Raw genomic sequence first — 14,720 nt, 5'->3', positions numbered from 1 at the left:
GCAGCACAAGCGGCTATCGACAACCACGAAACACATGTAGTGCCAATCATTGCCGATATCGATGCTGGTTTTGGTAACGAAGAAGCAACGTACCTTCTTGCTAAGAAAATGATTGAAGCCGGTGCATGTTGTATCCAAATTGAAAACCAAGTATCTGACGCGAAACAATGTGGTCACCAAGCAGGTAAAGTAACGGTTCCACACGAAGATTTCCTAGCGAAAATCAACGCGGTACGTTATGCATTCCTTGAACTAGGTATCGACAACGGTGTTATCGTTGCACGTACTGACTCATTAGGCGCTGGCCTAACGCAAAAAGTACCGGTATCGCAAACGCCTGGTGATTTAGCGTCTCAATACAATGCATTCCTAGAAACAACGCCAGTTGAATCAGCAGCAGATGTTGCCGAAGGCGACATGATTATCAAGCAAAACGGCAAATTAGTTAAACCAACCCGTTTAGCGTCTGGTCTGTATGCATTCCGTGAAGGCACAGAGATTGACCGTGTCGTACTTGATTGTGTAGTTAGCTTACAAAACGGCGCTGATTTGTTGTGGATTGAAACTGAAAAACCACACGTAGGTCAAATTGCTCATATGGTTAACGAAGTACGTAAGACAGTCCCTGATGCGAAACTTGTTTATAACAACTCACCATCATTTAACTGGACGCTTAACTTCCGTCAACAAGAGTACGCAGCATGGGTTGAAGCAGGTAAAGATGTATCAGCATACCCTGACCCAGCAACAGCCCCACGCGGCCTGATGGATGAGAAATTCGATACGTCTGAGCTAGCAATTGCAGCAGATAAGAAAATACAAACGTTCCAAGCGGATTCAGCACGTGAAGCAGGTATCTTCCATCACCTAATCACATTGCCGACTTACCATGAAACAGCACTGGGTACAGATATTCTTTCTGAAGGTTACTTCGGTGAACTTGGTATGCTTGCTTATGTACGTGATATTCAACGTCGAGAAATCCGTCGTGAACAAGCATCTGTTAAGCACCAAAACTTAGCGGGTTCAGATATCGGTGACGCACATAAAGGTTACTTCTCTGGCGATAACGCGCTTAAAGCTGGCGGCGAAGACAACACGATGAACCAGTTCTAATTTAGAACCTCATTGTTAGCTTATTATCAGTTAAATAATAAGAGTCAGTTAATATGAAAAAACCAGCTTCGGCTGGTTTTCTGTATTTTACAGATAAGCTAACAATCTGTGAGTTGAGGCGACTCAATTTATTTATCTTTCAACAATAATATTCGCGCTTCAAAGTAATCAGGGAAAGTGCGATAAGTATTAATATAATCATCCCAGTTTTTAAAATAGCCACCGAGGTAATCAAGCTGATATTGGTTATTTTCAAATGCGCCGCCCGTATCCGCTAATACCGTTAATCGACTTTCGCCATTGTGAGTGAGCATGATCAGCTTGCCTAATCCTAGGTGTGCTAAATCACCTGCAACCGTCACTAATGGATACACAGGGATCTTGTAACTTGCATCTTTACCATAACCCATCACAGAGTCAGTTTTCTTAAAATACCAATAACGTCTTTGCTGTTCTTTTTTCAAGTTACGTTGGTAGCCAATGCCATTATTACGATGGACATTAAAAAACTGACTCCTAACGCCATTAGAATCTGAGGCGATATCAACTTTTACAGTGCCCTGCATTAAGGAATCTTCTAAGTCATAACGCGACAACCAAACCATAGGCTCGGCTAACTTATCTTTGTCTAAAATACCGGTTAACACATCTTGCTTAGTCAACTTATGACGAGTTAAGCCGCGATCTGCATCGCCCTGCTCTAGCGTTAAACCTTGTTCATCATTTGGCAGCGCATATAATGCATAAGGGGTTTCAGCTGTTTTTTTGGCACTGCCTTTCGCGAGTTTAATATAATATTTGGTCAGTAAGATTTTATCATCAGGAATGTTTTTCAACAGCGGTTTATTTTTGGCAAAGCCCTGCGCTTGTTTTTTATCTGGCATCCAGCGGATCACATCAAAGTGCTGAGCTATAAATTCAGCATCCATCAGACGACTCGGGACTCCAGCTAATTCATCCGCTTGCTGCACTTGGCAAATAAAATTAAGGGTACGCTTTACTCTTTCTAAATCGCCACCAAATTGCGCAGTCATGCCTGCGGTAATTATACCGGGGTCGTAATCTTCACCTAAAGCAAGATAATCCGCCGTGCTCTTAGCCACATTGCAGAGTTCGGTGGTAGATGGCGTCACCATTTTACCAATAGCAGGCTCGACTTCTAACTGATAAATAGGATTTGTAGCCACATTAGCAACCGTGTTAAACGCCACCAGCAGCGTAAAAGGTAATAAAGCACTCAATTTCATCATTTTAACGATCTCGATATTCGAAGATAAACAGCTAATATTAATCATAACAACGACAAATATACCAGTACTCTCGAGTTATATACCCAAGTTAGTTCAAGATGCTATATCAGAGACATTGCAACGCTGTGCTGTTATTCCTGCTCGCCTCCCGTAGGGCAAGCCGAAAGAATGAATCTTCGGCGTTATGAAGTCTTGATTTAGAATAACTAAATCCTCGACTTCATGCCTTGAATATCCTCTCCTTTCGGTTTGCTGATTGTGCATCTTGAAGTAGCTTGGGTATGAGTGCTCATTTATTACTCTGACGTAAAGTAAACAGGCAAGTTTTAAACACAAGCCTGTCATGTAAATACAGCAAAATATAAACTCTAGTCACTATGTTCGGCAATCGTCATTAATTCTGCTTACATCTATTAATTAAGGTAAAGGAATGCATTTTTTAATCATTACAAATTTAGTATGGGCTTTTTCGTTTAGTCTTATCGGGGTTTATCTAGCGGGTCAGGTTGATGCCTGGTTCTCGGTACTATTCCGTATTGGTTTAGCCATGCTGGTATTCATCCCATTCTTAAAGCTAGGTAATTTATCGCGTAGTACGATTGTAAAAGTCATGGCTATTGGTGCTTGCCAACTGGGTATTATGTACGGGTTTTATTATCAATCATTCCTACTCTTATCAGTGCCAGAGGTATTACTGTTTACCGTATTTACCCCGATTTACGTTACCTTAATTGATGACCTATTACATTCTCGTTTTAACCCTTGGTATTTAGGCACTGCGATCATCGCGGTATTGGGTGCTGTGGTAATTAAATATGCGGGTATTAACGACGGTTTCGTGGTTGGCTTCCTTGTTGTGCAAGGTGCAAATATTGCGATGGCGATTGGCCAAGTGGCTTATAAAAAACTCTCTGAAAATGAATTAAAAGATGTAAAACACAGTGAAGTGTTTGGCCTATTCTATATTGGAGCCTTCCTTGTTGCCTGCATCGCATTTATGTTACTGGGCAGCACAGATAAAATGCCGACGACTACAACACAATGGGGTGTACTCACTTACCTCGGTATTATCGCGTCGGGCTTAGGTTACTTCATGTGGAATAAAGGCGCGTGTTTAGTTAATGCGGGGACGTTAGCGGCAATGAATAACGTGCTTGTACCGCTAGGCTTGCTGGTTAATCTGGTGATTTGGAACCGTGATGCGGACTTAGTAAAACTGGCGTTAGGCGGCGGTATTATTTTGCTATCACTGATATTTAATGAAACCATCGTTAAGCAGAAAATAAAACAAAAAGCATTAGCGCAGTAAGACTAACCGCTAAAAATACCCTAGGTGATTCTGCTATCACATTAAATCACCTAGGTTGCCTCTACTATCATATAACTCTACAAATAAGTACTTGCCAATAACACTGTATTCTCTGCTACAATCGCCTTTTTATACGCAAGCAGATCGCCATGTATTTTTTACTCCCGCTATTCACAGTTATCATTTGGTCAGGTAATTCCATTGTTAATGTTTTGTCGGCCAACGTTATCTCACCCGAAACAATCTCCTTCTATCGTTGGTTTATTGCTTTAATTACACTTACGCCTTTTTTAATCAAACCCGTATGGAAAAAACGCCAAGCGATTAAACCCTATTTAACTAAATTAGCATTCTTGGCATTATTGGGCATGGCTATTAACCAATCTCTCGCCTATTTTGCTGCGGCGACAACGACAGCAACACATATGACGCTGATTTTTGCCTTAGTGCCGTTATTAAGCTTAATGTTTAGTGTGCCACTACTCGGGATCTCATTGACTAAAAAAGCATTGCTCGGCGCGGCTATTTCGATGACGGGTTTGGTGTATATGTTAAGCCACGGTCAAATTAGTAACTTACTGTCTGAGGGTATTAATATCGGAGATACCTACATGCTGATTGCGGCCTGTAGTTATGCTCTATACGGAGTGCTACTCAAACGCTGGCGTTTACCGTTTAACAACTGGATTGCGCTATATGTACAAATGGTATTTGCGGTCATTATCTTACTGCCTATACTCGCATATAACGGCCAAGTGCGCCTGAGCAGTGAATCGTTACCACTGGTATTATATGCCGCGATCCCAACATCGATATTAGCCACTTGGTTATGGATGCAGAGTATTCATTATCTCGGTGCCGATAAAAGCGCAATGTTCATGAATTTATTGCCGGTATTTACTGCGATTATGGCGACCTTCATCCTCAATGAACAGCTATCAAGTGAGCAGCTCATTGGTGGTACTTTGGTATTAGCAGGGGTCAGTATGACGCAGTTTAAATCAAGAAATACTGTAAAAAAGGGCGTGACGGTTCAGTCTTGATGCTGAATTGAACGGACTTCAATTTTAAATCGCATGGAAGCGAACTGTATTGTCGATAATAGTATTCTCAAGTTGAAGCTCCCCTCGCTTCGCGCCCGACAAGTCGGGGGAAGAAAGGGGATTCTTGTTGTCAACGGCTTAAGCATTGCAAGATAATAGCCTTAACATCTTTAAGCCTCTTTAAGAGTCTTTAAGCGCCTTGATTTAAATATCATTGATTATTGAAACGTAACGCGATTTAAAGTCGAGTAAAACCGGCTTCTAAATCAGCAATCAAATCTTCAACATCTTCCAAACCGATATGTAAACGTACCAATGTACCCGTGAAATCTACATCGCCAGCGGGACGAATGCGGTTAAGTTCAGACGCTTGATTCGCTAAGATTAATGACTCATAACCGCCCCACGAATACGCCATGCTGAAATGCTGAAAGTTATCGAGATAGTTAGCTAATTGCTCATTACTCAGTTTATCTTTTAAGATAAAGGAGAATAAACCATTACAACCCTTAAAATCACGCTTGTAGAACTCGTGGCCTTTACAGCTTGGTAACGCAGGGTGATTAACACGTTCAACTTCTGGACGGGTACTTAACCAATTAGCCACTTTGATACTTGCCACTTCATGCTGCTTTAAACGAATACCCATAGTACGTAAGCCACGGCTCGCCATGTACGCAGTATCGGCATCAACCATTTGACCCATTAAGTATGACTGCTCACGTAGTTGTGCCCAGCAACGTTCATTGGCAACAGCTGTACCTAACATATAATCAGAATGACCTATGATGTATTTTGTACCTGCTTGAATTGAAATATCAATATCGTGTTCAAAGGCTTTAAATAACACACCCGCTGCCCAAGTATTATCTATCATGATAATCACCTCCGGATTTACCGCACGAACCGCTTTTACGATCGCAGGAATATCTTGAACTTCCATGGTAATTGAACTTGGTGACTCTAGAAATACCACGCTGGTATTCGCCTGCATTAATCCTGCAATACCTTCGCCTAACATAGGTTCATAATATGTTGTCGCTACGTTCATTTTAGCTAACATGACATTACAAAAATCTTGCGTGGGTTCATAGGCGGCGCTAGTCATTAAAATATGATCACCTGCGCTCACAAATGACAAAATAGAGTTAGTGACAGCGGCTGCGCCACAAGGATAAAGCGCACAACCTTCGCCACCTTCAAGTTCAGTCATCGCTTGTTGTAATGAGAAGTGAGTTTGCGTACCACGGCGACCGTAAAATAATTCACCGTCAGCACGTTTTGCGGTTGCTGCTTTTTTGGCTTTAACTGAGTCAAATACAATTGATGATGCGCGCTGAACAACGGGGTTCACTGCACCGTGTGAGAATTTTCTATCGCGTCCTGCCGAGACTAGTTGTGTGGCTAATTTATCTGAACTCATAATCGTATCTTTCCCTGCTCATTCATATTTATCATTTACATATAAAAACACAGTAACGAAAGATAGGGTGACAGGCAATGAATAACGTGATTTGAAACTAAAAGAGTCGCCTAATAGTAATATTTTAACGCTATATAGGGAGAGCGATTCCCCTCCCGATATACGACTATTTTATTTCTTATTGACGAAAAAATAAGTATCCAAATATTGTTTAAATGGTAAGAATGCTGGATTTGCCCAACTAACAAATAACTTAGATTGATCGGTAAGACCAACTGCAACATTAGACCCAATATTGCCCTCGTCAACAAACGCGCTGCTATCAGAAGCAGATAACTCACCAGCAGGTGTATTTAAATTAGCTTCAACTTGATATTCGTACACGGTACCTAACAATGCACCAGGGTTTAAATTGGCAGCTAACGAATGCACCATATCCGGCTTCCCCTTTGAGATATCATTACCGTCGTCATCTGTTGAACTGCCATCTTTCATACATGGATTTGGTGTACCTAGCGCACGATTATTTGTTAACTGTTGATTACCGTAGTTACATTCATCATACTGTAAATAAGCGATACCCTCCCTATCTGCAGTCGCTTTAGTTTGTACTAATGCCGTCTTAAATGCTTCGTAAGAAACACTCAATGCAGCACCAGCCGCACTATTTGTATTTCCATCGATATAGTAATCATAAAGCTGCATCATTTTTTGATAAGTCGTCGGGGAAAGCGTCTCGTCTTTACCGCTAATATTGGTATAAATTAATTCAATACCATCGATAATTGTGCCTTTATTTTCATTTAACTCAATAACAAATTCGCCAGTAGCCGTCTGTAAAGCATCTTCATCTTCGATAAGCCCCAAAACAATACGTTTCGCGGCAAACTGCTCACGAACATCTTGATGGGCCCATTGCATCATATTCGTCACGCGTTTGATAACGCGTTGTTGCTGCTCATCCGTTACTTTATTACTTAATTTGATAACATAAACACCATTATCAAAATGACAGCTCGGTACATCGCTTTTAGTTTTACAATTAGCAACGGCATCAAATATCTTTACAGTAGTCTGTGTTGTCGGTTTTGTAGTTGGCGTAGTCTTACTCCCGCTATCAGAACCACAACCTGCAAGCATTACAATACCCGCGGTCAGTAAACATATTTTTACTTTATTCGATACTGTCATCTTTGAATTATCCATAGTGTTAATTTACATCTTGTATGTACACTATAATAAAGTAACTGCAGGTCATTCTATGTAAGCAGATGTAACGGCAGGACAATGAATAGATACGGAAGGAATATTTGAGTATTAAAAAAAACCGCCTATTTAACAATAAAATAGGCGGGGGTTTAAATATTAACTAACAATTATTTACTCATCGTTACTCGCTAATATTTTATTCTTTAGCAGCTTCGCCTTGCTTGGCAAAATACTCTTTCGTTAGCTTAAATACCACAGGGCTAAGTAGCGCGAGTGCGATCAAGTTAGGCAATGCCATCATCGCATTCAGTGTATCAGCAAGTAACCAAACAAAGCTTAATGAACTTGTTGCACCAATTGGCACCGCAATGATCCACAAAATACGGAATGGAACAATCGCTTTCACACCAAATAGATACTGCACACATTTTTCGCTATAGAAGCTCCAACCAAGAATAGTGGTGAAGGCAAATACAGACAGCGCAATCGCAACAATGTAGTTACCCACACCTGGCAATGCACTTGCAAACGCAGCTGATGTTAATGCTGCGCCCGTATCGCCCGATGTCCAAGCGCCAGTAACTACAATCGCAAGACCCGTAATAGTACAAACGATAAGGGTATCAATAAAGGTACCTAACATAGCGATAAGACCCTGTTTAACCGGATCATTGGTTTGTGCAGCAGCATGCGCAATTGGCGCACTACCTAAACCCGCTTCGTTAGAGAACACACCACGTGCGACACCAAAACGAATTGCAGCCCAAACAGCAGCACCAGCAAAACCACCTTGTGCAGCGACAGGGGTAAATGCACTTTCAATGATTAATGCAAATGCAGCCGGGATCTCACTCGCGTTCATAAATAGAACCACACAGCCAGCGCCGATATAGAAGATAGCCATTAATGGTACTAATTTACCAGCAACATCAGCGATACGTTTAACGCCGCCCATCAGTACGAGGCCAACCAATACCATCATCACTAAACCAGATACTATTGGTGAAATACCAAAACTACTTGATAAAGCATCAGCGACCGAGTTTGATTGCACTGTGTTACCAATACCAAAACCAGCAATTGAACCAAAGATCGCAAACGCAGTGCCGAGCCAAGCCCATTTACTGCTTAAACCATTTTTGATGTAATACATTGGTCCACCAACGTGATTACCATTCTCATCCGTTTCACGATATTTAACTGCACATACTGCTTCTGCATACTTGGTTGCCATACCCACTAACGCAGTACACCACATCCAAAATAACGCACCCGGTCCACCTAAAAAGATAGCCGTTGCCACACCCGCAATATTACCTGTGCCAATCGTGGCAGAAAGTGATGTCATTAACGCATTAAATGGCGTGATTTCACCTTTACTTTTGTCACCTGACGTCGTTGTACGTCCAGCCCAAAGTAGCTTAAAACCAGTCCCTAATTTTAAAATAGGCATTAATTTCAACCCTAAAGATAGGAATAGTCCTACCCCAAGGATCATAATGAGCATAGGTACACCCCATACAACACTATTTACCGCAGAAATAAACTCTGTTAAAGCTTCCATCAACATCCCTTCCTTAAGACTAATGATAATGTAAAACGCACATTATCAGGTTATACACTCAACAAACAGATAAACATAATACCCACAACTGATTAACATGCAACCAAATATCGTACAGTTAAAATAACAAGACATTATATTTCAAATGAAATAACTACAACTGAAAGACCATGAATTAGTTAGTAATATTCATAAAAATCAGTCTCAGTGCCCTACAGCACAGGCTTTAACAAAGAAACAACACCCTGTTATATACATTGCCATCAGCAATCTAGAAAAAAACAGTTAAAAAAACAAAAAATAAACACTCAGTTAACAATTTGAACATGTAAATATATAAAAATAGGTAAAAAGGTGACTTAATGAAAAATACAGACAGTCATCTTTAATGGATTATAAGGTTAGGTCATGGATAATTTGAAAATGCAGAATAAATTACTACTGATTGCGATAGTTCCTATGGTTATTTCATTGCTAGCCACATTAGCAATAATTTCTAATTTACAGACTAACTCAGTAACAACCATGATCCATGATCATGAATTGCTACTACGCACAGAACGACAAAAACAAATCAGTGATGCAGTAAAAATAACGCAAAAAATAGTGCAACGAGAAATCACTAACGCCACGGCGCAGAATAAAACCCAACAACAAACATTAGCAAACGTACGAGATATCCTTAAACACGCACGTTATGGTGACAACAACCTTAGCTACTTTTTCATTTACGACAGTAAAGGGATCAATATCGCTGATGCAAGTAACGAAAAAAATCAAGGACAAAACCGATTTTCGCTGAAAGATAAAAACGGCGTTTTACTTATTCAAGAATTAATAAAAGCCAGTCAGTCAGGTGGTGGGTTTGTTGAGTATGTATATCCTAAGCCAGGTACTGATACATTACAGCCTAAGTTAAGTTATGCCGCACCTATTACAGGCACAGATTGGTTTATTGGTACTGGTGTATATGTAGATGATATTGCTAATGATTTAACTATTTTTAGCCATTCAGTGTGGCAACAATTTTATACGCAAATAAAATTAACGATTACGAGTGCCATTATACTCGTCATACTAACCAGTGTATTCATGCTGTGGATTGCTAAACGTCTGGCTAAACCAATTAATGACATGCTCAATACGCTCAATGATATTGCAGATGGTGAAGGTGATTTAACCCGTCGATTAGATATCAAAGGAAGTGACGAAATAGCCTTACTTGGTGGAGCATTTAATCGTTTCACCGCTAAATTACAAAATATCATCAGCGCGGTGGCAGATGTCACCCATCAAGTATCAGACTCTGCCAATAACCTCAGCCAACAAACTCAAAAGACCACGGAACAACTGACGATCCATAATAATGAAACAGATCAGGTGGTCACCGCGGTTACCGAAATGAATGCAACAGCAAATGATGTGGCAGAAAACGTGATTCAAGTCGCCGATGCAACACAAATGGCGACGCAAGATTCTTTATTAGCACAAGAAAATGTCAGAACGTCTAGCACGGCGATCACGACTTTGGTTGATAACGTAGAGCAAGCTAGCGGGTACATGAGTTCCCTACATGAACAATCGCAAAAAATTGATCATGTATTACAAGTTATCGGTGCGATTGCCGATCAAACCAATTTACTCGCTCTCAATGCTGCGATTGAAGCAGCCAGAGCCGGGGAACAGGGCCGAGGTTTTGCAGTTGTCGCAGATGAAGTCCGCAGCTTAGCCAGTCGGACTCAAGAAAGCACATTAGAAATCAAAGTCATGCTCGATGGTTTACACCAATTTGTTGCCCAAGCCGTGAGCGCAATGAAAACCAGTCAAGAAACCAGTGTCCACGCAATGCAATCATCAACCCAAATCAGCGGCAGTTTATCCGCTGTCACTAATGCCGTTGATGCGATTAATGACATGGCAAACCATATTGCTACAGCCGCCACAGAACAAAGTTCGGTAACCGATGAAATTAATCGTAACATGGTTAATATCCGTGACGTGGTCGCGCAACTACTAGCATCAAGCCATGAAACAACACAAGTTTCTACCGACTTATCTGCCGCAGGAGAACAATTAGAAACATTACTCAGCCAATTCAAACTCACATAAAATAAATACCGCAAGGATATATGTATTGTTATTAACGCAGGTAAAGACGCAGGTATGATATTCATGAGCTAAAATAGAGTTAATATGATTGTGAGGTATTATCTATGTATTACTGGCTGATAAGCATATTACTGCTCTACAGTAGTATGCTAAATGCTAACCTAGCCGAACCCTCAGGTGCTGCCACCAATGAAAGTGGCATTCCTGTGCCAGTATTAACAATCAAAGGCGCAATTGGTCCCGCAGTTAGCCATTACCTTACCAGCGAAATTAGTCGCGCAAATAACCAGACAAATGCTGAAACGAGTGATAATAGTCATTCGACACCACCGTTGATCATCATTACTATCGATACCCCAGGGGGATTAGTCTCGAGCTTGCGGGATATTAACCAAGCGATCTTAAACTCAAATGTTCCCGTAGCCTGCTTAGTTCATCCTCCTGGAGCTAGAGCCGCCAGTGCTGGGACTTATATTCTCTATGCCTGCCATATAGCAGCAATGGCGACTACGACCACATTAGGGGCTGCAACCCCAGTCAGTATAGGTAGTCCTTTACCTACAGGGGATAAGAAACCGACGAACCCTTACCAACCAGCAACCGAGCCAACGCCTAATACAAAACCTGACTCCAAATCAGATTCACCGAACTCTGATACCAAATCAGATTCGCCGAACGCCGACACCAAAGAAAAACAGCCCTCTCCCGCGCCATCTGATTCACCACAAGTGACTGAAAAAAGTGCTATGGAAAAGAAAGTGCTCAATGATGCGGTTGCCTATATTCGTTCATTAGCACAACTGCGTAAGCGTAATGTCGAATGGGCTGAATTAGCAGTGACAGAAGCGGCAACCTTAACGGCGGTCGAAGCTCTGGATAAAAACGTGATTAATCTGTTAGCGCAATCGCCACAACATCTCTTACAAGAACTTGACGGCCAATACGTAACCATCAAACAACAGCAAAGACTGCTAACATTAACAAACAGTCCACTGGAACTACGCCGACCCAATTGGCGCAGTAACTTTATTGGTACTATCACCGACCCGAATATCGCTTATATTCTGATGCTAATCGGGGTCTATGGCATCCTACTCGAATTTTATAGTCCCGGCGTTGGGATCGCTGGCGTGACAGGTTCAATCTCCTTGTTTATTGCACTGTACGCCTTCCAGCTGCTGCCCATTGATTATGTCGGATTAGGTCTCTTATTACTGGGGATTACCTTACTCGTTGCAGAATCTATGTCACCCAGTTTTGGTATCTTTGGGCTCGGCGGTATTATTGCTTTTACACTCGGATCGATATTTTTATTTGATAGCGATCTACCGCAATTTCAAGTGTCGCTACAACTTATCGCTGCCGTAGCAGTGCTTTCATTACTGTTTTTTATCTTCATATTTAGCTATCTCTGGGATATGCGGAAAAACAAAGTTGTCAGTGGTAAAGAAGCATTAATTGGCTCAGAAGTGACCATAGAGATTGGGTTTATTGGCCAAGGACATATTAATGTTAACGGTGAACGTTGGTCGGCTTATAGCCCACACCAATTAAGCGCTGGACAAATAGTACAAATAGATGGCATTGATGGTTTAACGCTAATCCTATTGCCAATCCCTGAATCGGAGGTTAACGATGCAAGCAATCCTCAGTAGCGGCATGTTATTAACAGGAGCAATTATATTTTTATTGCTCCTGTTAATCATCAGTATGTTTCGGATCTTACGTGAATACGAACGTGGGGTTATCTTTTTCCTTGGCCGTTTTGAAAAAGTAAAAGGACCCGGCTTGATCATTGTCATCCCAATAATACAACAGATGGTACGTGTCGATTTACGTACGGTGGTCATGGATGTGCCGAGTCAGGATGTAATCAGTAGAGATAATGTGTCAGTACGTGTTAATGCCGTCATTTATTTTCGGGTGATTGATTCACAAAAAGCCATTATCAATGTCGAAAACTTTCTGCAAGCCACTTCGCAGTTGGCACAAACCACATTACGTTCGGTATTGGGTCAACATGAGCTAGATGAAATGTTAGCCAACAGAGAAATGCTCAATGTCGATATTCAAGCGATCTTAGATTCACGTACCGATGGTTGGGGGATCAAAGTATCTAATGTGGAAATAAAGCACGTTGATTTAAACGAAACCATGATCAGAGCAATCGCACGTCAAGCGGAAGCAGAAAGAACACGACGGGCAAAAGTTATTCATGCTTCAGGGGAAATGGAAGCCTCCGACAAATTGGTCCAAGCCGCAGCTAAACTAGCCCAAGAACCAAATGCAATCCTACTTCGTTATCTACAAACATTAACCGAAATCGCCAGTGAGAAAAATTCGACGATCTTATTTCCGATGCCAACGGAATTACTTGCGAATTTAATGCCCAGTAAAACAGGCAATAAAACGAAGACTGACAATAACGAGTAAATAGAATAAAGCGGGAAATTAAAATTAGCGCCTTAGGATAAAAGGCGTCCTTGTTACCTATGCCCAAAATAAGCCTGTAAGAAAACCTTCTTTGCTTTTTATGCAATAATCTATTAAGTTGACCGACCTGTAAAATTAAACAATCCAATCAATTACAGCTCGTTTTAATAGGTGCTTATATGCTTACTCGTTTACATTATTTTAATTGCGTTGTGGAAACCGGCAGTATTTCCGCAGCCAGCCGTGTATTTGATGTGCAACCGTCCTCAATTTCACGCCAATTAGCAGCCTTAGAAAAAGAACTCGGCATTCGATTACTGAACAGAACCACCCGTAACATCGGCTTAACAGAAGCTGGCTTGACTTATTATGAATATTCCCAACGGATTATTGCGGAACTGGACGAAGCTAACCGTGTTGTAAATGATTTACAGAAAGAACCCCAAGGAACGCTAAAGATCAGTATGACAGTCGGCTTTGGTGAAAGCTGTATTTTGCCACTGATTCCTAAGTTCAAAAAACAATACCCTAAGATAAAAGTACAACTTGAGTTATCCGAACGTGTCATTGATTTAGTCGAAGACAATGTGGATATAGCGATCCGCAGTGGGCGTTTACCCGACTCAAATCTAATTGCGCGTAAGCTACTCGATAATGACTTTATATTGTGTACAAGTCCTGAATATATTGCCGAGCATGGCACACCAAGTTCACCCGATACCTTGGCTAAATTTGATTGTATTACTTATGGCTATTCTGGCTGGCGAGACTGGTTTTTAATGAAAGATAAACCAATTAAGTTAACGATTGTTGATCATTTAACGGTGAACTCAGTGAACGGTCAAAAACAATTATTATTAAACCATGCTGGATTTGCACTTATGCCTCGCTGGGCGATCAATAACGAACTAAAAAATAACAAACTAGTGCATATATTACCCGAGTATGTATTAAGCCCTTATGACAGCATTAGCTCGACTTATGCTGTCTATTTAAAGCGTGATCTTATTTCGCCGAAGATTTCAGTGTTTCTTGATTTTATTAAAAAACACTTAAGTTTGTAACGCACTAAACATAACCCATCCCCTTACTTTTTATATCAAATAAGAAGAGGGGTATTTTTTATTAGTCTACAAACAGCAAAAAACCAGCCGAAGCTGGTTTGTCATATTAACTGACTCTTATTATTTAACTGATAATAAGCTAACAATGAGGTTCTAAATTAGAACTGGTTCATCGTGTTGTCTTCGCCGCCAGCTTTAAG

11 protein-coding genes are annotated in these 14,720 nt (G+C 41.0%); 7 read left to right on the top strand and 4 right to left on the bottom strand.

Features of this window, described 5'->3' with window-relative positions; genetic code table 11:
- Nucleotides 1-1,116: isocitrate lyase (locus tag AKG98_RS00055; protein ID WP_228140162.1), on the top strand; the 1,116-nt coding region annotated here is incomplete at its 5' end.
- 128 nt (nt 1,117-1,244) lie between these two features.
- Here the strand turns inward: AKG98_RS00055 and AKG98_RS00050 are convergent.
- The gene (locus AKG98_RS00050; RefSeq protein WP_228140161.1) at nt 1,245-2,366 is read right to left on the bottom strand and encodes a hypothetical protein; all 1,122 of its coding nucleotides are present in this window, start codon (nt 2,364-2,366) and stop codon (nt 1,245-1,247) included.
- Between the two features lie 430 nt (nt 2,367-2,796).
- On the opposite strand from AKG98_RS00050, the gene AKG98_RS00045 reads away from it, so the two are divergent.
- Nucleotides 2,797-3,675 (top strand): DMT family transporter, encoded by an 879-nt coding sequence (locus AKG98_RS00045; RefSeq protein WP_067039492.1) that lies wholly within the window; start codon nt 2,797-2,799, stop codon nt 3,673-3,675.
- A 149-nt stretch (nt 3,676-3,824) separates the two neighbouring features.
- A complete protein-coding gene (locus tag AKG98_RS00040; protein ID WP_067039491.1) occupies nt 3,825-4,718 on the top strand; it encodes a DMT family transporter in 894 nt (297 codons plus the stop codon).
- 238 nt (nt 4,719-4,956) lie between these two features.
- Here the strand turns inward: AKG98_RS00040 and metC are convergent, their stop codons facing one another.
- The 3 genes from metC to AKG98_RS00025 all read right to left on the bottom strand — a co-directional run bounded on the left by metC (nt 4,957) and on the right by AKG98_RS00025 (nt 8,914).
- Complete coding sequence (gene metC / locus AKG98_RS00035) at nt 4,957-6,141, bottom strand: cystathionine beta-lyase (protein ID WP_067039489.1); 1,185 nt, start codon at nt 6,139-6,141, stop codon at nt 4,957-4,959.
- Nucleotides 6,142-6,312: 171 nt separating this feature from the next.
- Entirely contained in the window at nt 6,313-7,332 is a 1,020-nt protein-coding gene (locus tag AKG98_RS00030; RefSeq protein WP_067039487.1) for a hypothetical protein, read from the bottom strand.
- A 214-nt stretch (nt 7,333-7,546) separates the two neighbouring features.
- Complete coding sequence (locus AKG98_RS00025; RefSeq protein ID WP_067039485.1) at nt 7,547-8,914, bottom strand: sodium:alanine symporter family protein; 1,368 nt, start codon at nt 8,912-8,914, stop codon at nt 7,547-7,549.
- Between the two features lie 408 nt (nt 8,915-9,322).
- On the opposite strand from AKG98_RS00025, the gene AKG98_RS00020 reads away from it, so the two are divergent.
- The 4 genes from AKG98_RS00020 (at nt 9,323) to AKG98_RS00005 (ending at nt 14,520) form a co-directional block, all read left to right on the top strand.
- A complete protein-coding gene (locus AKG98_RS00020; RefSeq protein WP_067039483.1) occupies nt 9,323-11,023 on the top strand; it encodes a methyl-accepting chemotaxis protein in 1,701 nt (566 codons plus the stop codon).
- A gap of 104 nt (nt 11,024-11,127) precedes the next feature.
- Nucleotides 11,128-12,678, top strand: a complete 1,551-nt coding sequence (locus AKG98_RS00015) for a nodulation protein NfeD (protein WP_067039481.1) — start codon at nt 11,128-11,130, stop codon at nt 12,676-12,678.
- Nucleotides 12,659-13,456, top strand: a complete 798-nt coding sequence (locus AKG98_RS00010; RefSeq protein WP_067039476.1) for a slipin family protein — start codon at nt 12,659-12,661, stop codon at nt 13,454-13,456. The genes AKG98_RS00015 and AKG98_RS00010 overlap by 20 nt, the downstream gene beginning before the upstream one ends.
- Nucleotides 13,457-13,635: 179 nt before the next feature.
- On the top strand, nt 13,636-14,520 hold the full coding sequence (locus AKG98_RS00005) for a LysR family transcriptional regulator (RefSeq protein ID WP_067039475.1): 885 nt from the start codon (nt 13,636-13,638) through the stop codon (nt 14,518-14,520).
- Nucleotides 14,521-14,720: the final 200 nt, after the last annotated feature.

The organism is Moritella sp. JT01, from assembly GCF_001574435.1.
In the GTDB taxonomy this organism is placed as follows: Bacteria; Pseudomonadota; Gammaproteobacteria; order Enterobacterales; family Moritellaceae; genus Moritella.
This window is presented reverse-complemented; position numbering and strand designations above follow the sequence as displayed.

Coding starts and splice junctions, on each gene's coding strand:
- AKG98_RS00050 (WP_228140161.1), bottom strand. CDS start 2,366: ATGATGAAATTGAGTGCTTTATTACCTTTTACGCTGCTGGTGGCGTTT.
- AKG98_RS00045 (WP_067039492.1), top strand. CDS start 2,797: ATGCATTTTTTAATCATTACAAATTTAGTATGGGCTTTTTCGTTTAGT.
- AKG98_RS00040 (WP_067039491.1), top strand. CDS start 3,825: ATGTATTTTTTACTCCCGCTATTCACAGTTATCATTTGGTCAGGTAAT.
- metC (WP_067039489.1), bottom strand. CDS start 6,141: ATGAGTTCAGATAAATTAGCCACACAACTAGTCTCGGCAGGACGCGAT.
- AKG98_RS00030 (WP_067039487.1), bottom strand. CDS start 7,332: ATGACAGTATCGAATAAAGTAAAAATATGTTTACTGACCGCGGGTATT.
- AKG98_RS00025 (WP_067039485.1), bottom strand. CDS start 8,914: ATGGAAGCTTTAACAGAGTTTATTTCTGCGGTAAATAGTGTTGTATGG.
- AKG98_RS00020 (WP_067039483.1), top strand. CDS start 9,323: ATGGATAATTTGAAAATGCAGAATAAATTACTACTGATTGCGATAGTT.
- AKG98_RS00015 (WP_067039481.1), top strand. CDS start 11,128: ATGTATTACTGGCTGATAAGCATATTACTGCTCTACAGTAGTATGCTA.
- AKG98_RS00010 (WP_067039476.1), top strand. CDS start 12,659: ATGCAAGCAATCCTCAGTAGCGGCATGTTATTAACAGGAGCAATTATA.
- AKG98_RS00005 (WP_067039475.1), top strand. CDS start 13,636: ATGCTTACTCGTTTACATTATTTTAATTGCGTTGTGGAAACCGGCAGT.